This window comes from Pseudomonas sp. WS 5532 (assembly GCF_012985445.1).
Lineage (GTDB): Bacteria > Pseudomonadota > Gammaproteobacteria > Pseudomonadales > Pseudomonadaceae > Aquipseudomonas > Aquipseudomonas edaphica.
Map to the genome: position 1 here is coordinate 170,562 of NZ_JAAQWK010000005.1, position 17,475 is coordinate 188,036.

Annotated in this window: 20 protein-coding genes and 1 pseudogene; 12 read left to right on the forward strand and 9 right to left on the reverse strand. The window is 60.8% G+C overall.

The genetic code is table 11. The features are described 5' to 3' along the window. Window positions 1-109 precede the first annotated feature (109 nt). Window positions 110-1,198, reverse strand: coding sequence for an endonuclease/exonuclease/phosphatase family protein (locus HBO23_RS11350; protein WP_017139352.1), 1,089 nt, complete (start codon window positions 1,196-1,198; stop codon window positions 110-112). Window positions 1,199-1,239: 41 nt separating this feature from the next. After that, a complete protein-coding gene (locus HBO23_RS11355; RefSeq protein WP_026013864.1) occupies window positions 1,240-1,899 on the reverse strand; it encodes a YciC family protein in 660 nt (219 codons plus the stop codon). 180 nt (window positions 1,900-2,079) lie between these two features. On the opposite strand from HBO23_RS11355, the gene HBO23_RS11360 reads away from it, so the two are divergent. From HBO23_RS11360 to HBO23_RS11375, 4 genes and pseudogenes are all read left to right on the forward strand, one after another. Further along, a complete protein-coding gene (locus HBO23_RS11360; protein ID WP_099547599.1) occupies window positions 2,080-2,850 on the forward strand; it encodes a DUF2076 domain-containing protein in 771 nt (256 codons plus the stop codon). A 118-nt stretch (window positions 2,851-2,968) separates the two neighbouring features. Next, entirely contained in the window at window positions 2,969-3,445 is a 477-nt protein-coding gene (locus HBO23_RS11365; RefSeq protein ID WP_017139349.1) for an NYN domain-containing protein, read from the forward strand. A gap of 42 nt (window positions 3,446-3,487) precedes the next feature. Next, window positions 3,488-4,099 (forward strand): 3'-5' exonuclease, encoded by a 612-nt coding sequence (locus HBO23_RS11370; RefSeq protein ID WP_017139348.1) that lies wholly within the window; start codon window positions 3,488-3,490, stop codon window positions 4,097-4,099. Between the two features lie 129 nt (window positions 4,100-4,228). Then, window positions 4,229-4,342, forward strand: a pseudogene (locus HBO23_RS11375) (3'-5' exonuclease); the annotation flags it as partial. A gap of 132 nt (window positions 4,343-4,474) precedes the next feature. On the opposite strand, the gene HBO23_RS11380 reads toward HBO23_RS11375, so the two are convergent. Beyond that, a complete protein-coding gene (locus tag HBO23_RS11380; protein WP_017139347.1) occupies window positions 4,475-4,783 on the reverse strand; it encodes a DUF3077 domain-containing protein in 309 nt (102 codons plus the stop codon). Between the two features lie 485 nt (window positions 4,784-5,268). Here HBO23_RS11380 and HBO23_RS11385 point away from each other — a divergent pair, with 485 nt between their 5' ends. Both HBO23_RS11385 and HBO23_RS11390 read left to right on the forward strand, forming a co-directional pair. Next, window positions 5,269-5,835: a hypothetical protein gene (locus HBO23_RS11385; protein ID WP_170038086.1), complete on the forward strand. Its 567-nt coding sequence runs from the start codon at window positions 5,269-5,271 to the stop codon at window positions 5,833-5,835. Beyond that, window positions 5,825-6,088, forward strand: a complete 264-nt coding sequence (locus HBO23_RS11390) for an acyl carrier protein (RefSeq protein WP_169987356.1) — start codon at window positions 5,825-5,827, stop codon at window positions 6,086-6,088. Before HBO23_RS11385 ends, HBO23_RS11390 begins: the two co-directional genes overlap by 11 nt. A 237-nt stretch (window positions 6,089-6,325) precedes the next feature. On the opposite strand, the gene HBO23_RS11395 is transcribed toward HBO23_RS11390, so the two are convergent. Further along, window positions 6,326-6,778: an Lrp/AsnC family transcriptional regulator gene (locus HBO23_RS11395; RefSeq protein ID WP_017139344.1), complete on the reverse strand. Its 453-nt coding sequence runs from the start codon at window positions 6,776-6,778 to the stop codon at window positions 6,326-6,328. Between the two features lie 160 nt (window positions 6,779-6,938). On the opposite strand from HBO23_RS11395, the gene yedA reads away from it, so the two are divergent. After that, window positions 6,939-7,835 (forward strand): drug/metabolite exporter YedA, encoded by an 897-nt coding sequence (gene yedA / locus HBO23_RS11400; protein WP_017139343.1) that lies wholly within the window; start codon window positions 6,939-6,941, stop codon window positions 7,833-7,835. A 63-nt stretch (window positions 7,836-7,898) separates the two neighbouring features. Next, window positions 7,899-9,236: a DEAD/DEAH box helicase gene (locus HBO23_RS11405; protein ID WP_138453398.1), complete on the forward strand. Its 1,338-nt coding sequence runs from the start codon at window positions 7,899-7,901 to the stop codon at window positions 9,234-9,236. A gap of 100 nt (window positions 9,237-9,336) precedes the next feature. Here the strand turns inward: HBO23_RS11405 and HBO23_RS11410 are convergent, their stop codons facing one another. Further along, complete coding sequence (locus HBO23_RS11410) at window positions 9,337-10,563, reverse strand: TIGR03862 family flavoprotein (protein WP_170038088.1); 1,227 nt, start codon at window positions 10,561-10,563, stop codon at window positions 9,337-9,339. Window positions 10,564-10,734: 171 nt separating this feature from the next. Next, window positions 10,735-11,655, reverse strand: coding sequence for a histone deacetylase (locus HBO23_RS11415; protein ID WP_099547605.1), 921 nt, complete (start codon window positions 11,653-11,655; stop codon window positions 10,735-10,737). A 76-nt stretch (window positions 11,656-11,731) separates the two neighbouring features. Between HBO23_RS11415 and HBO23_RS11420 the strand changes: the two genes are divergently transcribed. From HBO23_RS11420 to HBO23_RS11430, 3 genes are read left to right on the forward strand one after another with little or no spacing between them, the layout of a single operon-like run. After that, window positions 11,732-12,301, forward strand: a complete 570-nt coding sequence (locus HBO23_RS11420; protein ID WP_017139339.1) for a GNAT family N-acetyltransferase — start codon at window positions 11,732-11,734, stop codon at window positions 12,299-12,301. A 38-nt stretch (window positions 12,302-12,339) separates the two neighbouring features. Then, window positions 12,340-13,209 (forward strand): acyl-CoA thioesterase II, encoded by an 870-nt coding sequence (tesB, locus tag HBO23_RS11425; RefSeq protein ID WP_017139338.1) that lies wholly within the window; start codon window positions 12,340-12,342, stop codon window positions 13,207-13,209. Then, the gene (locus HBO23_RS11430) at window positions 13,206-13,793 is read left to right on the forward strand and encodes an HAD family hydrolase (protein WP_017139337.1); all 588 of its coding nucleotides are present in this window, start codon (window positions 13,206-13,208) and stop codon (window positions 13,791-13,793) included. Before tesB ends, HBO23_RS11430 begins: the two co-directional genes overlap by 4 nt. A gap of 152 nt (window positions 13,794-13,945) precedes the next feature. Here HBO23_RS11430 and HBO23_RS11435 read toward each other — a convergent pair whose 3' ends face one another. The 3 genes from HBO23_RS11435 to HBO23_RS11445 form a co-directional block, all read right to left on the reverse strand. Continuing rightward, entirely contained in the window at window positions 13,946-14,932 is a 987-nt protein-coding gene (locus HBO23_RS11435; protein WP_169987350.1) for an alpha/beta hydrolase, read from the reverse strand. Next, window positions 14,933-15,823 carry a neutral zinc metallopeptidase gene (locus tag HBO23_RS11440; protein WP_099547607.1) on the reverse strand — a complete coding sequence of 297 codons (891 nt, stop codon included), beginning with the start codon at window positions 15,821-15,823 and terminating at the stop codon, window positions 14,933-14,935. A 171-nt stretch (window positions 15,824-15,994) separates the two neighbouring features. Continuing rightward, on the reverse strand, window positions 15,995-16,411 hold the full coding sequence (locus tag HBO23_RS11445) for a membrane lipoprotein lipid attachment site-containing protein (RefSeq protein WP_017139334.1): 417 nt from the start codon (window positions 16,409-16,411) through the stop codon (window positions 15,995-15,997). Between the two features lie 185 nt (window positions 16,412-16,596). On the opposite strand from HBO23_RS11445, the gene HBO23_RS11450 reads away from it, so the two are divergent. After that, window positions 16,597-17,475, forward strand: coding sequence for a DMT family transporter (locus HBO23_RS11450; RefSeq protein WP_017139333.1), 879 nt, complete (start codon window positions 16,597-16,599; stop codon window positions 17,473-17,475).

The window sequence follows — 17,475 nt, forward strand, 5'->3', positions numbered from 1 at the left end:
CTGGCTTGCCTGCGATACAGACGACTCGGTCTGTCCCTTTTCACCGAGGCGATGCTATCGCAGGCAAGCCAGCTCCCACAAAAACCAGCTCCCGCAGGGGAATTGTGGGTTATTGCGCGGCCGGCAGCAGGAACCGGGCGATCACTGGCAGGTGGTTGGAGATGCGCAGTGTGTCGTCTTGGCGCACCTTGGCCTCCACCCGCTTGATCCTTGGGCTGTAGAACAAATAATCCAAGGTCCTATCCGGCCCATCCACACTCGGGTCATTGGGGAAGTGCGTCAGCCACTTCGCCCGGTCAATCCCACTGGATTCGCTGTTACTCGGGATCATCGGGTACTTATCCCACAACAAATGCAGCTCACTGTCCGGCGAATACTGCCCGCGCTTGCCCGCATCCAGGCGCAGGAATTGCCCCAGCGGCAGCAGGTTGAAATCCCCGCCAATCAACCATGGCGTGCCACGGCCTTCGAACTTGTCCAGCAGTTTTACCGTGGCTTTTACCTGCTCCTGCACGGCGGAACGCCCAGGCTTATCGCCATCCAAGCGCGTATTCAGCACGGCCAGTTGGCCACCATCGCTCAGCGGCAGGTAGGTGAGCAGCAACGCCGGTTTAGGCTGGAACTGGCGGCTGATGAAGTTGGCCGGGGACACCGGCAATTGCAGGCGTTCGGCGTGTTCGATCTGGTAGCGGCTCAGCGTGACGAGCTTGCGGCCGACGCTGCCGAAGATGTGCAGGTTGGGCACAAAGTCGGCTTTCCAGTCGAACGCCTGGGCGCTGCAGGGGTAAAGGTCGACCAGGCGCTCCTGGAGCAACGCCACCTGGTCCTGATAGTGAGAGGACTTGGCGCCTTCATCGAGTTCCTGCAGCAACAGGATGTCGGGCTGTTCGTCGCGAATCACGCGAGCCACTTCGTCCAGGCTGAAGGCCATGTCTTCCACAGTGGGTCGATCGTCCGGGCCTTTGCCGTCGGGGCTGTCGTACCAGAACACATAGTTCTTGCCGGCCAGGTATTGCACGTTCCAGGTCATGACCTTGAGCGCCTGCCCCGGCAGCAGGGTCGGCGCACGTGGCGCCACGCAGCTGACGGGCAGGGTCTGCTTGTCGACGGGGCGCCAGGTCAGGCTATAGATCAGGGCCGCGAGCAGGCCCGCGATGATCAACAGGCTCAACAGGGTGATGCGCAATAAACGGGTCATTGGCTCGGCTTATAGCGTTTTCAGAGGTGGCACGGAGCATATCACCGCGCGTCGGCATCGCCACCGATCAGCATAAACAAACGGAAAAGTACCACGCTGGTAAACAGTTGCAGGAAGCTGTGGGCGCTGTCGATCAACAAGCCCAGCAGCGGCGCGGGGTTGGGGTACACCGCCACGCTCGCGCCCTTTAGCAGCCACAACGGCGTCATTACGCACAGCAGGCACACCAGGATTCGCCAGAAATGCCCACGGGTCAGGCGGAAACTTTCCTTCATCGCCTCCAGCGCCGACATGCCGCGCAACACCAGCAGGTACTCGGCAAACGCCAGCACCACCATCAGCCACAGGCCCGGCAGGAAGTACAGCGACAGCCCCAGCAGAATCAACAAGGTACTGACCGCCGTCAGCAGGGCGAAACGCGGCCACATGGCCAGGGCCATGGCCCACACATCTTTAGTGCTGGGCGACTCACCACGGGTGCGCGCATCCAGAAACAGGATCAAGGCGCCGGTGTACAGCGGGTACACCAACAACCCGACGACCACGCTGTAACCGGGGAACGCATCCGGGCCCAGTGTGTGGTCGAGCACCTGTTGCAGCAGGGCTTCGAGGATCACCAACGGCAGGCACAGCTGGACGATGGCGCCCAGGTTGCGTTGGGTGAAACGGAGGGAGTCGCGCAATACGTCTAACGGATTCATCAGGTTCATCACAGCCCTAAAAGCAAGGCCAACACTTTAACCGATCATGACGAGAGGTAAGCAAACGTAAACCTTGCGTAAAGACCATTGAAACGTCTGGTAACACCCCCATAACTACGCTGTAGCTCACCTGATCACAGGCGGGCCCATGATTTCTACCGGCAATCTAACGAGGTCGCCATGAACAGCGAAGAGCAAACCCTGATCGATGGACTGTTTTCACGGTTGCAACAAGCCGAAACGGACTCAGCCCCCCGCGACGCCCTGGCCGAAGCGCGGATCAAGGAGCACATGACTCGCCAACCGGCCGCCGGGTACTACATGACCCAGTCGATCCTGGTGCAAGAGCACGCGATCAAGAGTCTCGACGCGCAGAACAAGCAACAGGCGCAGCAGATCCAGCAATTGCAGGATGAGCTGCAACAGGCCCGCGCGCAGTCGGCGCAACCGGCACCGAGCAGTGGTGGCTTCCTGTCGAGTATCTTCGGCGGTGGCGCCTCCCGTGACACGCAGCCTGCACAGAGCGCACCGCCTTCTTCCGGCGGCGGCTGGCGTGAACCGGCGCGGCCATCGTTCGGCCAGCCTGCACCGCAACAGAACTACGGTGCCCCGCAGCAAAACTATCAACAGCCACAGCAAGCACCCGCCGCGCCTATCGGCAGTGGTTTCCTCGGTGGCGCGTTGAAAACCGCCGCCGGTGTGGCCGGTGGTGTGATGTTGGCCGAAGGCATCAGCAGCCTGTTCAGCCACAACTCGCAGCAGCCGCAGGTGGTGGAAGAAATCATCCGCGAAGAACCGGCACCGGCCAGCGACAACGGCAACTGGGGCAATGACGACCAGAAGTTTGCCGGCAATGACAGCTGGGGCAATGACAACTCATCCGACAGCTTCGCAGACAGCGACTACTCCGACGATTCCTCCTCCTTCGGCGACGACGACTCCTTCGTCTGACCCACCTTCAACCGGGGCGCTTCGTCGCCCCGGGCTGATTTTTCGCTGAAACTTTCCCATGGCTGGCATACTGGCAGCCTTTCCGGGCCTTGGCGCCTGGCTGTCATGAGGAAGTGCGGTGAAAAAAATTGCAGTGTTCGCCGATGTACAAAACCTCTACTACACCGTGCGCCAGGCGTATGGCTGCCACTTCAACTATGCGGCGCTGTGGGCTGATATCAGTTCACGCGGGCAGATCGTCGAGGCGTATGCCTATGCCATCGACCGTGGCGACAGCAAGCAGCAGCAATTCCAGCAGATCCTGCGCAACCTGGGCTTTACGGTAAAACTCAAACCCTACATCCAGCGCGCCGACGGCTCGGCCAAGGGCGACTGGGACGTGGGTATCACCCTCGATATCATGGACGCCGCCGACCACGTTGACGAAGTGGTACTGGCTTCCGGCGACGGTGATTTCGACATGCTGCTCGAACGCATCATCCAAAAGCACGGCGTTGAAGCCGTGGCCTACGGCGTGCCGGGGCTGACGGCCAACTCGCTGATACGCGCCGCCAGCCGCTACGTGCCCATCGAAGGCGCGCTGCTGCTTAAGTAAGCGCTCAGGCTTAATCAATAGTTAGACGGAGTTGGAACAGGTTTGGAACGTATAGCGGTCATCGACTTTGAAACCACCGGCATCACCCCGAGCAGCCACTGCCGGGCCACGGAAATCGCGGTGGTTATCCTCGAGCGCGGCCAAATCGTGGATCGCTACCAGAGCCTGATGAATGCCGGCGTACGCGTGCCGGGTTTTATCGAGCAACTCACCGGCATCAGCAACGCCATGCTGCGCAGCGCGCCACCGGCTGAGCGGGTGATGAATGAAGTGAATGAATTTGTCGGTACCACGCCACTGCTGGCGCACAACGCCGCGTTCGACCAGAGGTTCTGGGACTTTGAACTGGGCCTGATCCGTCGCACCCGCCTGCAAAAATTCGCCTGCTCGCTGCTGCTGGCCCGCCGCCTGATGCCGACTGCGCCCAACCACAAGCTCGGCACGCTGAACGCGCTCGCCCAACTGCCCCACACCGGCAAGGCTCACCGAGCGATGGCGGATGCGGAGATGGCCGCCAACCTCACCGCGCACCTGGCCCAGGAACTGCGCGGCACCCACGGCTTGCGCGAACTGTCCCACGATTTGCTGTGTACCCTGCAAAAAGTGCCGGCGGCGAAGATCAACGAACACCTGAAGAAACACCGCGGGTTCTAACTCAAGCGCAGATGATCGTTCCCACGCTCCGCGTGGGAATGCCTCCTGTGACGCTCCGCGTCACGACGTCAAGAGCGGACGCAGAGCGTCCTGGGCTGCATTCCCACGCAGAGCGTGGGAACGATCGGGGAGCTGCGCGGCACCCACGGCTTGCGCGAACTGTCCCACGATTTGCTGTGCACCTTGCAGAAAGTGCCCGCGGCGAAGATCAACGAACACCTCAAAAAGCACCGCGGGTTCTAACCCTTACGACGATCGTTCCCACGCTCCGCGTGGGAATGCCTCCGGTGACGCTCTGCGTCACGACTTCAAGAGCGGACGCGGAGCGTCCTGGGCTGCATTCCCACGCAGAGCGTGGGAACGATCGGCGGCTGGCTATCGAGGCTGCACACACTCCAACGCCCGATCCACCACACCTTTGGCCATCCCCACCAAATGCATCACCGCCCGCTGCTGGGTGCTGAGCGTTTCACCCGACACATTCACCGTCTCCACCGCGCAATGCAGCAAGTCGGCCGCATGGGCGAGGGCGTCTTCGAAGCTCAGGTTGTCATTGAGTACAAAGTTGGGCGCGTCCGGGGCGGATGCTTTGAGGTAGTAGTCGATGGCTCGGCGGTTGAGGAGGGCGTCTTCGCTGAGGAAGTCTGGCTTGGAGCTGGGTGGATCGGGGGTTACTTTGACCATGATGTAGCTTCTCCGTCAGTTAAGAAGCTGCAACCGTTCGCTCGCACACGAATTAGGGTGGCAGCAGTACGCGGGTGTGCAAGACCGTGACGGAGTCCGGTAGATCCGAAGATCTCCCGCGTACAACTGCCATAACGAATCAATGCCTGAAATACAGACGTTGAGAGTTAAGGCTGATGCGTATTACCGTCGTCGGACTTGCACGTCCAGTCACCGAACATTCGATGACAGAGCGAGACTAGCTACCTGAACCGACGGAAACAAGGCCGTGGAATTCTCTAGGAAACGTCCCGCAAATGAAAGGGATCGGTCCTGCTGGCCACCAAAACATCAGCTGTTTTTAGGGCTTTCTTCATTCTTTCTGAATGGTAAGTAGGGGAAGCCCTATTGCGTCGTCGGACCTTTCTGGTTTTTCCCTTCGCCCGCCAATCGCTCCGGTTTGCGACTTAACATCTCGCCTGCTATTTACGTAAAGGGACTACGTCATGCAGGAAAGCGACCTCTACACAGCAATCATGCGAAGCCAGTCTGAACTCCAGCGCAATGGCGTCGATTTCGGCTCGACGTCCAGCATGACGTTTCATTTGGGAAACATGATGACAAGCTGCCCGGCAGTCATGGTTTTACCTAACTCGCCAGGATGGACTCATGGTGCCAGTTACACGTTGCTCCGGCCCATTCAGGCGGAATCAACGGCGCCTGACACCACTGTTGACGACCTGTGGAAATGCACGCAGCAACACTACGGCCTGACGGCGGCAACGGTTCTCACTGGCGCGGCAGGCATACCGATCAGCAAAATCGCCGTGGGGACTTGGGTCCACGTCGGCTCAAGCAAAACGACAAATTTGGCTAGCCTCATTGGAATGCGCTTTTTCCCTCGAACATTGATCCGGCAACCGACAGCGGCCAAGATGGCAAAAGCAACGTTCGGCACCGTTCGAGTATTTGGCATTATTGGGCGGGGCATTCCCTTCGTTGCTGCAGGGTTGGCTGTTTTTGACCTGATCAGTATTGGTAAGTGTGCCTATGAGGCGAGAAATGGAAGGTAGTCTGACCCGAACCGAGATCAGCGAAAAAGTGATTCAGCTGTTCGTCGATATCATCGGCTTTATCGACCGAAGCCAGGTGACCGAGCAAACGGATTTCATCCATGACTTCAAGATCATTGATGACGACCTGACCTGCTTCGTCATGCAGATCAAATGGCAATTCAACCTGCAAGCGACTCAGGAAGACTGGGATCACATTACGACCATTAAGCAGATTGTCGATTTGATTGTTCAGCGCTCAAGCCTTCAGTGAAGCAACTGACGCCATCGCAGGCAAGCCAGCTCCCACAGTAGATCGCATCCAGCCCTGGCGACTCGGTCAAATGTGGGAGCTGGCTTGCCTGCGATGGCGGTATATCAGCCACCACTTTTTGCTCGTTCCCACGCTCCGCGTGGGAATGCCTCCGGTGACGCTCTGCGTCACGACTTCAAGAGCGGACGCAGAGCGTCCTGGGCTGCATTCCCACGCAGAGCGTGGGAACGATCGGTGTCAGGTGGTTTTTCCCTCCAACTGCCCCAACGGCACCCGCCGTTCTATCGCACTCGACAAAATAATCGAGGTCTTGCTGAACCCGAACTTCGCCACGCGGTTAATCAAATTCTCCAACTCCGGCATCGAACCCACCGCCGCCTGCATGATCACGCATGGGTCGCCCGTGACGCGGTGGCATTCTGTCAGCTCGGGGATTTCAGCGAGGGCGTCGTATACCTTTTGGCTGCCGTTGTTGGTCAAGCGCAGTTCGATCGTGCATTGGATCGGCAGGCCGATTTTGGATAGGTCTACCTTGGCCTGATACCCGGTGATCACGCCGCTGGCCTCAAGTTTGGCCACGCGCTCGGCCACGGCGGGCGCGGAGAGGTTAACTGTGCGGGCCAATTGCGCGTAGGACGCGCGGCCGTCTTCGAGCAGGGCGCTGAGGAGCATGCGGTCGTATTTGTCCATGATAAGGCTCCAGTAACGCGTGGCTTTCGAAAGCACGGTTTATAGCCTTCACAACCATGCTTTGAAAAGTGTATGGGCGCTTTAAACAGGTTTTGTAACTTATGTTTAGTGTGCTGCCTTTTTAGAATAAGCCTCCCCTCTCCTGCCATAGAGCCGCCCAATGCCTGGCCCACGTCGCTTTCCGTTACCGCTGATCGCCGCTTTTTTTGCGCTGTATGTGATTTGGGGTTCTACCTACCTGGTGATTCGAATCGGCGTTGAATACTGGCCGCCGCTGATGCTCGGCGGGATTCGCTTTTTGGTGGCGGGTTTGGTGATGTATGGCTTTTTGCGCTGGCGCGGGGCACCTGCGCCGACGTGGGTGCAGTGGAAGGCTGCGGCCAAGATCGGCATTTTGCTGCTGACGTTCGGCAATGGCGCGGTGTCGGTGGCTGAGCACACGGGGGTTACTTCAGGTGTGGCTGCATTGGCGGTGGCGACGGTGCCATTGTTCACGTTGCTGTGCGGCTATTTCTGGGGCGCGCGTAATACCCGCCTGGAATGGGCCGGGGTGGTGCTGGGGATTATCGGCATTGCCATGCTCAATATGGGTTCCAACCTGCAGTCGAGCCCGACCGGGGCGATGTTGTTGCTGTTCGCCGCTGCCTCCTGGGCTTTTGGCTCTGTGTGGAGCAGGCACTTGCCGTTACCTGCCGGCGCGATGGCCAGTGCGGCGGAAATGATCGTCGCCGGTGCCTTGCTGTTGGTGGGCAGTGCGCTCTCCGGCGAACGGCTGCAGGCTGTGCCGCCGATTGAAGGCTGGCTGGCGTTGGCGTACTTGGCCGTGTTCGGCTCGATCATCGCCTTCAATGCCTATATGTACCTGCTCAAGCACGTGCGCCCGGCGGCGGCGACCAGCTATGCCTATGTGAACCCGGCCGTCGCAGTGTTACTGGGCATTGTGTTCGTCGGTGAGACCATCGGCATGGAAGAAGCCCTGGCGATGCTGGTGATCATCAGCGCGGTGCTATTGATCAGCCTGCCCCAGTGGCGCAAGCCCAAGCCGGAAATAAGGTAAACTGCGGCGCATTACGGCTTTTTTTACCCGCTTATGGCGCTGAACTTTCCCTACGGTAAACACATGACTTTCGCCACACTTGGCCTGATCGAACCCTTGCTGCGCGCCCTTGAGACGCTTGGCTACCAGACCCCGACGCCGGTGCAGGCGCAAGCCATTCCGGCGGTGTTGGCCGGTCGCGACCTGATGGCCGCGGCCCAGACCGGCACCGGCAAAACCGCCGGTTTCGCCCTGCCGCTCCTGCAATTGCTGACCATGGAGGGGCCGAAAGTCGCCGCCAACTCGGCGCGTGCGCTGATCCTGTGCCCGACCCGCGAGCTGGCCGAGCAGGTTCACGCCAGCGTCGCCGAGTACGCGCAGCACCTGCCGCTGACCACTTACGCGGTGTACGGCGGCGTGAGCATCAACCCGCAGATGATGAAACTGCGCAAGGGCGTCGACATCCTGGTGGCCACGCCTGGCCGCCTGATCGACCTGTTCCGCCAGAACGCGCTGAAACTCAACCAGCTGCAAACCCTGGTGCTGGATGAAGCCGATCGCATGCTCGACCTGGGCTTTTCCGAAGAACTGGCGAACATTTATCGCATGCTGCCGAAAAAGCGCCAGACGTTGCTGTTCTCCGCGACCTTCTCCGATGAAATCCGCCAACTGGCCGGGCAGATGCTCAACGACCCGCTGAGCATCGAAGTGAGCCCGCGCAACGTCGCCGCCAGCACCGTGAAGCAGTGGGTGGTGCCGGTGGACAAGAAGCGCAAGCCGGAGCTGTTTGTGCACCTGATGCGCAAAGGCCGTTGGAAGCAGGTGTTGGTGTTTGCCAAGACTCGTAACGGCGTGGATGCGCTGGTGGACAAGTTGCAGGGCCTGGGCATCAATGCCGACGGCATCCATGGCGACAAACCCCAAGCCACCCGCCAACGCGCGCTGGACCGTTTCAAGTCCAGCGATGTGCAGATTCTGGTGGCCACCGACGTGGCGGCCCGTGGCCTGGACATTGAAGACTTGCCGCTGGTGGTCAACTTTGACCTGCCGATCGTGGCTGAAGACTACATCCACCGTATCGGCCGTACCGGCCGGGCGGGCAACACCGGTGAGGCGATTTCGCTGGTGTGTGCCGATGAAGTGAACATGCTGTCGGCCATCGAGATGCTCACGCGTCAGACCCTGACCCGCAAGATGGAGCCGGATTTCGAACCGGAGCACCGTGTGCCGGACACCGATGCAAGCGGGCAGGTGGTGAAGAAGCCGAAAAAGCCGAAGAAGCCTAAGACTTCGGGCGGCGGTGGCGGCAAGCGCAATTTGGGTAAGTGGGTGGACAGTGGTGATGTGGCGCCGGCTGAGCCGTCGATCAAGCCGGTGCGTAAGGTGCCGGTGTTTAATACGGGGCCGCGTAAGAAGAAGTAAGCCTGTCAGGGCCTCATCGCAGGCAAGCCAGCTCCCACATTTGACGGTGTTCACCGCTCAAAATGTGGGAGCTGGCTTGCCTGCGATAGCGGACTTGAACTCAGCGCTTAAGCCACTCCAGCACACCACGCCCAGCCGCTCGCCCACTGGCAAAACACCCCGTCAGCAAATACCCGCCGGTCGGCGCTTCCCAATCCAGCATCTCCCCCGCACAGAACACGCCTGGCAACTGCTTGAGCATCAGCCGCTCATCCAGCGCTTCAAACGGCACGCCGCCTGCGGTGCTGATGGCCTCATCCATTGGTCGAGGTTTCACCAATGTCAGCGGCAACGCCTTGATATCCACAGCCAGTTGCGCCGGATCATTAAAGTGTTCAGCGGGTGCCAACTCACGCAACAGCGCCGCTTTGACCCCATCCAAACCCAACTGACTGTGCAAATGCTTGCTCATCGACCGCGAGCCACGCGGCTTGGCCAAGGCGGCTTGCACCTTGTCCAGCGGCTTGCTCGGCAACAGATCAATATGCACAGTGGCTGAGCCGTCACGGTTGATCGCTTCGCGAATCGGCGCCGACAGCGCGTAGATCAAACTGCCCTCGATGCCCATGGCGGTGACGACGCATTCGCCCAGTCGAGGCTTGTCCTCCCCAAGGCCGATGGCGACGTTCTTCAGTGGCGCGCCCGCGAATTTGCTGACCATCAACTCGCTCCAGCCCGACACTTCGAAGCCGCAATTGCTCGGTTGCAGCGCGGTGTAGGGCACGCCTTTATCTTCCAGCAACTTGAGCCAGGCACCGTCGGAGCCCAGGCGCGACCAGCTGCCGCCGCCCAAGGCCAGCAACACCGCATTGCTGTGGACAGTTTTATCGCCGTCCGGGCTGTGGATAAGTAAACCGCCGTCGTCGGTCCAGCCCAGCCAGCGATGCCGGGTGTGGATAACCACGCCCTGGTCGCGTAGGCGCTTGAGCCAGGCGCGCAGCAGTGGGGCGGCTTTCATGTCGGTGGGGAATACACGGCCGGAGGTGCCGACAAAGGTCTCGATGCCCAGGCCGTGAATCCACTCGCACAAAGCCTCTGCGCCAAACGCGCGCAACAACGGTGCCATGTGCGGCGCGCGTTCGGCGTAACGCGACAGGAACGCCGGGTACGCCTCGGAGTGGGTGATGTTCATGCCGCCCACGCCCGCCAGCAGGAACTTGCGCCCCACTGAAGGCATGCCGTCGTACACGTCTACCCGCACGCCCGCCTGGCTCAAGACTTCCGCGGCCATCAACCCGGCAGGGCCGCCGCCGATAATAGTGACGTGTTGGGAAGGGGTCTGGGGCATGGGCAGGGCTACGGTCGCTTGAATAGGCCGAGCATTCTACCCGACGACGGCGTAGCTGCCTGATCAAAAAACGTACACTTTCCTACACGCCATACGGCTGCTGGCTTTCAGACCCTTACGCTCAAGTTATCCACAGGCCGCTCCACAGGCATTGTGGGTAACGCCCACAACTCAATGACAACCTGATGACGCCCACACCCGTTGTGCGCTGTGGTGCAGGATGCCGTGGCGGCGGGCCAGGGCCGGGCGGTCTTTGCTGTAGCCGCCGCCGATCACGCCCATCACTGGAATGTCGCGGCCCAGGCAGTGGCGCATCACGCTTTCATCGCGTGCGGCCACGCCTGCGTCTGTCAGTTTGAGGTAACCGAGGGCGTCGTCCTTGTGTACATCCACCCCGGCGTCGTACAGCACCAGGTCGGGCTGGTACAGCGGCAACAGGTAGTTGAGCGCGTCGTCGACCACCTTGAGGTAGTCGGCATCGCCCATGCCCATGGGCAGCGGGATGTCCCAGTCGCTCTGGGCCTTGCGCGCCGGGAAGTTCTTTTCGCAGTGCAGCGACACGGTGATGGCGTCCGGTGTGTCATGGAGGATGCGCGCAGTGCCGTCGCCCTGATGCACGTCGCAGTCGAAGATCAGCACGCGGTTGACCCGCCCGCTGGCCAGCAGGTAATGGCTGATCACCGCCAGGTCATTGAAGATGCAAAAGCCCGCCGGGTAGTCGTAATGGGCGTGGTGCGTGCCGCCCGCCAGGTGGCAGGCCAGGCCGTGTTCCAGGGCTTTTTCTGCTGCGAGAATTGAGCCGCCAACTGCACGCACGGTGCGCCGCGCCAGGGCTTCGTTCCAGGGCAGGCCGAGGCGGCGTTGGTCTTCGCGGGACAGCTCACCGCTCATGTAGCGCTCGATATACCCAGGTTCATGGGCCAGGGCCAGAATCTCGGCGGGGCAGACCTCGGGTCGCAGCAAGTGGCTGTCCTGGGTCAGGCCGCTGCTCACCAGGTGGTCACGCAACAGGCGGAACTTGTCCATGGGGAACCGGTGGTCCGCCGGGAACTCAGGGCTGTAGTCATCGTGGTAGATCAATGGCAAAGGCATGGGATTTTCTGACGGGAACCTGCGACGGATCTTACCAGCGCTGTACACTCACGCACATGGCAAGGGAGGGGGACCCATGGAGCCGATACTGGAATTGGAAAGCGCACGGCTGGTGCTGCGCCAATGGCGTGACAGCGACCTGACGGAATTTGCACGCATGTGCGCCGACCCGCAGGTAATGCGCTATTTCCCGGCCAAGCTGAGCCACCTGGAAAGCGCCGCGCTGATCGGCCGTATTCGCGGGCATTTTGCCGAATATGGCTTTGGCCTTTGGGCCTTGCAGCGTAAGGATACCGGCGAGTTTATCGGCCTGACCGGGCTGCTAAACGTCAACTTCGAGGCCAACTTTACCCCAGCGGTAGAAATTGGCTGGCGCCTGGCCCACGAGCATTGGGGCCTGGGTTATGCCAGTGAAGCGGCGTGGACCGCGCTGCGCTGTGGTTTCGACCGGCTGCAGCTGGACGAAATCCTCGCCTTCACCACCGAATCCAATCTGCCATCACAAAAAGTCATGCAGGCCATCGGTATGCATTACGATCCGCAGGCAGATTTTGAACACCCCAAGGTCGCAGCCGATGACCCGCTGCGCCATCATGTGTTGTACCGCATCACCCGCGCCCAATGGTTGGACACGCTGCACGGATAAGCAGCCCGGAATGCCCTATTGATTGTAGGAGTTGCTCTATGAGCCAAGTATTGGAAGATCTGGTGGACTTGCTGACCCTGGAACCGATCGAGGAAAATCTCTTTCGCGGCCGCAGCCAGGACCTGGGCTTTCGCCAACTGTTCGGCGGCCAAGTGCTGGGCCAGTCGCTGTCGGCCGCCAGCCAGACCGTAGAAGAAGCGCGTCACGTGCATTCCCTGCATGGCTATTTCCTGCGCCCTGGCGATGCTGCACTGCCAGTGGTGTATTCGGTGGACCGCGTGCGCGATGGCGGCAGTTTCAGCACGCGCCGCGTCACGGCGATCCAGAAGGGCAACCCGATTTTCACCTGCACCACCTCGTTCCAGTATGACGAAGAAGGCTTCGAGCACCAGACCACCATGCCCGTGGTCGTCGGCCCGGAAAACCTGCCGTCGGAGCTGGAGCTGACCAAGCAACGCGCGCACCTGATTCCCGAGCACATGCGCGACAAGCTGCTGTGCCCCAAGCCGATCGAAGTGCGCCCGGTGACCGAAAAAGACCCGTTCAACCCGCAGCCGTCCGACCCGGTCAAGTACGTGTGGTTTCGTGCTGACGGCGCATTGGCCGATTCGCCGGCGCTGCATAAATACCTGCTGGCCTATGCTTCGGATTTCGGCTTGCTGACGACCTCGCTGCTGCCCCACGGCAAGACGGTTTGGCAGAAAGACATGCAGGTCGCCAGCCTTGACCATGCGCTGTGGTTCCACGCCGACCTGCGCGCCGATGACTGGCTTTTGTATGCGATGGACAGCCCGTGGGCCGGTAACTCACGGGGTTTCTCCCGTGGCAGCGTGTACAACCGCGCCGGGCAACTGGTGGCTTCGGTGACCCAGGAAGGCTTGATTCGCCATCGCAAGGATTGGGCATGAGCCTGTCGGACGTTAAGCACTGGGTTTTTGACATGGACGGCACCCTCACGGTGGCCGTGCATGATTTTGTGGCGATTCGCGTGGCGCTCGATATTCCACCTGAAGACGACATTCTCACGCACCTGGCGGCATTGCCTGCGGATGTGGCGGCGGCCAAGCATGCCTGGTTGCTTGAGCACGAGCGCGAGCTGGCCGTGGGGTCGGTTGCTGCTGTTGGCGCGGTGCAGCTGGTGCGCGAGCTGGCCGGGCGGGGCTATCGCCTGGGCATCCTGACGCGCAATGCGCGCGAGTTGGCGCATATCACCCTTGAAGCGATTGGCCTGGCGGACTGCTTCGCCGTCGAGGATGTGCTGGGGCGTGATGATGCGCCGCCCAAGCCGGATCCGGGTGGGTTGCTGAAACTGGCGACTGCCTGGAAGGTAGCGCCGAGCGCGATGGTGATGGTTGGGGATTACCGCTTTGATCTGGTTTGTGGCCGGGCGGCGGGGACCAGGACGGTATTGGTTAATCTGCCCGAGAACCCGTGGCCGGAACTGGCGGATTGGCATGCTGAGGATTGCGCGGCGTTGCGCCGAATGCTCTAACCCAGGCACCTTGGTCGGGCTTGTGTGGCAGATGGGCTTTTGTGGGAGCTGGCTTGCCTGCGATAGCATCACCTCGCTATGCCTGTTAGACCGAGGTGTCTGCATCGCAGGCAAGCCAGCTCCCACACAAGCCAGCTCCCACATTTTTGATCCTATTTCCCGAACAGCACCTTCTCACCCTCAGGCGACGTAAACATCTTATCGCCGTCGTGCCCAACCCCAGGCACTTCCACCAGCTTCTGCGTCAGTTGCGGATGGCGCTGCTTGAGGTAGTCGAAATAGTTGTGCCCGCGAATCAGGCGATACGCGCCCTGGGTTTCGGCTTCGCAGCTTTTATCCAGCGCCGGGTGGTTGGGGTCGGTGTCTTGCTGGCCCAGCAGGTAGGTGATGTTGCGTGACGCGTAAACCTGCTCCAGCTGCTGCGCGCTCTGGCCTTTGGCGTAATCCGGCAGGTTCTGCATGCCGTACTTCCAGTCGTTGAAGCCTGGGCAACTGGCCACATCAAACTTCACCGGGCGTTGCGGGCTGAAGTAGGCGTAGGACGACGGGTTAGCCACCACATAACGCAGGCTGATACCTTCGGTTTGCAACATCGGGTGGTCGTGGCTGGTGAGGGCGAAACGCTGCACCACCTGGCCGCCGCCGGAATGGCCGGCGACCACGATTTCTTTCAAGGCCGGGAACAGCTTGCGGTTGCCCAGGTGTTTGATGATCTGGTCGAGGGCGCCGTAGGAGCTGATGTGGCCTGGGCCGGTCGACGGGTCGCCGGCCATCCAGTCGTTGTGGTTCCAGCGCAGCACCTGATTGTCGAGGTGGTTGCGCTGGGTATCCAACTCATTCAAAAACTGCGGCGCGATCACCAGGGTATTGGCGGCAAGGCCTGCGTGCTGGGCGGCATCTTCGCCGCTTTGCAGGTAGGTCTGCGCATTGCGCAGGCGACCGTGCACGATGATCAATGCGCGAGTGACGTTGGGCAGCGGCTGGCGCCAGTCCTGGCTCAAGCCCAGGCTCAAGGCGCCGGCCTCCAGTTGGAAACGATCGGGGCTGACCACCTTGACGCCATGTTCTTTCTCGGCGGCCCAGGTGGTGGTGGAACACATCGCTAATGCGCTAAGCAGCAACCCCAATCGTTTATTCATTTAAAGACTCTTGGCTGTAAAGGTGTCGCATTGAGAGATCTGGCCCTCTGCGAAGCCGGTCTTGAACCAGCGAACCCGCTGTGCCGAGGTGCCGTGGGTAAACGAGTCCGGCACTACGCGCCCTTGACCCTGTTGCTGCAAACGGTCATCGCCGATGGCGTTGGCCGCATTCAGTGCGGCTTCAATATCGCCGGGCTCCAGCCAGTTCAGGCGTTTTTGCGCGCGGTTGGCCCACACGCCGGCGAAACAGTCGGCTTGCAGTTCCTGGCGTACCAGTAAACCGCCGTCACCTTCCATCTGCCGGCCTTGCTGGCGTGCGGCCTGGATCTTGGCCGAGATGCCCAGCAGCGTTTGCACGTGGTGCCCGACTTCGTGGGCGATCACATACGCCTGGGCGAACTCGCCCGAAGCCTTGAAGCGTTGCGACATCTCCCGGAAGAAATCCAGGTCCAGATACACTTGCTGGTCGGCCGGGCAGTAGAACGGGCCGCTGGCCGAGGTGGCGCCACCGCAGGCGGAGTTGACCCGGCCACGGAACAGAATCAGTTTCGGGTTCTTGTAGGCCAACCCGTTTTCCTTGAACACCTGGCCCCAGGTGTCTTCCGTGTCGCCCAGCACGGCGCGCACGAAATCGGCCTGTTGATCATTGGCCGGCGGCGCCTGGCGCGCCTGCGTACTCGCCGGGGGCGCTTGCTCCATTTGGCCGCTTAGCTGGCCGAGGATCTGCATCGGGTCCTGGCCGGTCAGCCAGCCGATGCCGACGATCAGCACGATCGCCGTGAGGCTCAGGCCTTTGCCGCCGCCAAAGCGCATGCCGCCACCGCCGCCGCCACCACTGTCATCGCGGGCGTCCACCACGTTGTCGCTGCGTCGGCCTTTTTTCCATAGCATGGGTGCAGTCCTCTCGTTAAGCCTGCGCTCTTTATTTTAAGAGCAGTGTTGTTGGTGCAGGGGCATGGCGCCAGCCCGGCTGTCTGACAAGCAACGAGAGCTGCCTAGTATCGCTGCTGTCAGGCCGTGTCGGCAGGGGCGCCAGATGAAAGTTATGTCAGGTTTGCCGCCTCAGTCGCGGCAGTAGCCTTCACCGGTGTCGACGATCAGGCAGTCTTTTTTATCTGCCAGCCATTTCAAGCCTGTGGCTTCACCGTCGCCGGCGCTCAGCTGTTGCGGGCCGTCCGGGCGGGTGAAACTGATGCCGTCTTCATTGGCTTCGCCTTTGAAGGTGCCGGCGTCGTCGGCATCAAGGCCGTATTTCATGGTCAGCAGGTAGTGCCCACGGCCGATGCTGTCGTCCTTGGCGATGGTCAGGTTCAGGCCTTCGACGCCGATCCATTTGCCGACCCATTTATCGGTCGGTGGGTTTGCCGGCACCAGCGTGGCTTGCACGGAAGCGGGGGCGGGTTTTGGGGCTTCCTTGGGTTCCTTGTTGCACGCGGTGAGCAGGGCAAGGGCAGAAAGAACAAAGAGTGTTTTTTTCATAGCGACATGGCCTTGGTTGAAAAATGTGCAACACGACGGTGAACGTGCAGCGTTGGACTCGAAACCCGTGATTTAGTGCGCTGTTCGCACGGTGTTTGGTTATGCTCTTGGGGCAGACGCAAGCCCGGCTGCTAGATTACCGGGTTAAGTGCAAATGCGTTCAGCCCGCCATGCAAGAGAATTCAATGACTGTCAGCACACCGCTTTCCGGCGTCAACCATCCTTTCAAAGGCATCCTGCTGATTGTGCTGGCGACGTTTCTGTTCTCCAGCCACGACGCCTTGTCCAAATACCTGGCCGGGTTCTACCCGATTGTGATGGTGGTGTGGGCGCGCTACCTGGTGCACACCTTGCTGATGGCCGGGATTTTCCTGCCGCAATCCGGCTTGCGGGTGCTGCGCAGCAAGCGGCCGGGCATGCAGGTGGTGAGGGCGTTGTGCCTGCTGGGCACAAGTCTGTTTTTTACCGCGGCGCTGCATTACATCCCGTTGGCGGAAGCCACGGCGGTGAACTTCCTGGCGCCGATCCTGGTGACGGCGCTGTCGGTGCCCTTGCTCGGCGAGCACGTCACGCGTGGCCAATGGCTGGCGGTGATCTGCGGGTTTGTCGGTGTGCTGATCATCATCCACCCCGGTGGCGAGTTGTTCACGCCTGCGGTGTTGCTGCCGCTGTGTTCGGCGATGTTCTTCTGTTTCTACCAATTGCTCACGCGCATCCTCAGCCAATACGACACACCGACCACCAGCAACTTCTTCGCCGGGCTGTGCAATACCTTGGTGATGAGCGCGCTGGTGCCGTTCTTCTGGCAGGTCCCGACGCTGTGGCATGCCTGTTTGATGCTGGCGCTGGGCACTTGCGGCATGACCGCGCACTTGATGCTGACCCAGGCGTTCCGCTTCGCGGCGCCAGCCTTGCTGGCACCGTTTGGCTATTGCCAGATCGTGTTTGCGGGATTGTTGGGTTGGTTGGTGTTCAGCCATACCCCCGACGTGACCACGGTGGTCGGCATCGGGGTGATCTGCATGAGCGGGCTGGCCGCTGCCTGGCAGCAGCGGCGGCGGTGA

Bases quoted from the DNA above. Each gene is read 5' to 3' on its own strand.
- HBO23_RS11350 (WP_017139352.1), bottom strand. From the start codon at position 1,198: ATGACCCGTTTATTGCGCATCACCCTGTTGAGCCTGTTGATCATCGCG.
- HBO23_RS11355 (WP_026013864.1), bottom strand. From the start codon at position 1,899: ATGAATCCGTTAGACGTATTGCGCGACTCCCTCCGTTTCACCCAACGC.
- HBO23_RS11360 (WP_099547599.1), top strand. From the start codon at position 2,080: ATGAACAGCGAAGAGCAAACCCTGATCGATGGACTGTTTTCACGGTTG.
- HBO23_RS11380 (WP_017139347.1), bottom strand. From the start codon at position 4,783: ATGGTCAAAGTAACCCCCGATCCACCCAGCTCCAAGCCAGACTTCCTC.
- HBO23_RS11385 (WP_170038086.1), top strand. From the start codon at position 5,269: ATGCAGGAAAGCGACCTCTACACAGCAATCATGCGAAGCCAGTCTGAA.
- HBO23_RS11390 (WP_169987356.1), top strand. From the start codon at position 5,825: ATGGAAGGTAGTCTGACCCGAACCGAGATCAGCGAAAAAGTGATTCAG.
- HBO23_RS11395 (WP_017139344.1), bottom strand. From the start codon at position 6,778: ATGGACAAATACGACCGCATGCTCCTCAGCGCCCTGCTCGAAGACGGC.
- yedA (WP_017139343.1), top strand. From the start codon at position 6,939: ATGCCTGGCCCACGTCGCTTTCCGTTACCGCTGATCGCCGCTTTTTTT.
- HBO23_RS11405 (WP_138453398.1), top strand. From the start codon at position 7,899: ATGACTTTCGCCACACTTGGCCTGATCGAACCCTTGCTGCGCGCCCTT.
- HBO23_RS11410 (WP_170038088.1), bottom strand. From the start codon at position 10,563: ATGCCCCAGACCCCTTCCCAACACGTCACTATTATCGGCGGCGGCCCT.
- HBO23_RS11415 (WP_099547605.1), bottom strand. From the start codon at position 11,655: ATGCCTTTGCCATTGATCTACCACGATGACTACAGCCCTGAGTTCCCG.
- HBO23_RS11420 (WP_017139339.1), top strand. From the start codon at position 11,732: ATGGAGCCGATACTGGAATTGGAAAGCGCACGGCTGGTGCTGCGCCAA.
- tesB (WP_017139338.1), top strand. From the start codon at position 12,340: ATGAGCCAAGTATTGGAAGATCTGGTGGACTTGCTGACCCTGGAACCG.
- HBO23_RS11430 (WP_017139337.1), top strand. From the start codon at position 13,206: ATGAGCCTGTCGGACGTTAAGCACTGGGTTTTTGACATGGACGGCACC.
- HBO23_RS11435 (WP_169987350.1), bottom strand. From the start codon at position 14,932: ATGAATAAACGATTGGGGTTGCTGCTTAGCGCATTAGCGATGTGTTCC.
- HBO23_RS11440 (WP_099547607.1), bottom strand. From the start codon at position 15,823: ATGCTATGGAAAAAAGGCCGACGCAGCGACAACGTGGTGGACGCCCGC.
- HBO23_RS11445 (WP_017139334.1), bottom strand. From the start codon at position 16,411: ATGAAAAAAACACTCTTTGTTCTTTCTGCCCTTGCCCTGCTCACCGCG.
- HBO23_RS11450 (WP_017139333.1), top strand. From the start codon at position 16,597: ATGACTGTCAGCACACCGCTTTCCGGCGTCAACCATCCTTTCAAAGGC.